This is a genomic window from Halomonas sp. SIMBA_159 (assembly GCF_046536035.1).
GTDB classification, from domain to species: domain Bacteria; phylum Pseudomonadota; class Gammaproteobacteria; order Pseudomonadales; family Halomonadaceae; genus Vreelandella; species Vreelandella venusta_A.
The window spans coordinates 1-287 of the sequence record NZ_JAWJBT010000333.1 but is presented as its reverse complement, the minus strand read 5'-3'; the positions used below and the strand labels follow the sequence as shown (position 1 = coordinate 287).

1 protein-coding gene is annotated in these 287 nt (G+C 74.6%); it reads right to left on the bottom strand.

What is annotated here, in order from left to right; genetic code table 11:
• Positions 1–287: DHH family phosphoesterase (locus R0J87_RS19510; RefSeq protein WP_498888318.1), on the bottom strand; the 287-nt coding region annotated here is incomplete at both ends.

The following is a 287-nucleotide window of genomic DNA, read 5'->3' as shown; positions in this document are numbered from 1 at the left end:
CCACGCGAGCTTGAACGCCACGCCCGCCCCGCACAGCTCGCCGTAGGGGTACGCCTCGGTGAGCTCGGGGTCGCCGGCGGCGTCGAGCGGGAGACGCGGGTGCACCAGGGCGAAGGCGTCGGGCAGCGCGGCGGGGTCGAACTCGTGGTGATCGGTGATGATCAGGTCCACGCCGAGGTCTCTGGCGCGGCGGGCGGGGCCGACGGCGGTGACGCCGCAGTCGACGCTGACGATCAGGGGCGGGGCTTCGTCGTTGGGGCGGAGCTCGGGGCAGGCGTCGTAGGAGG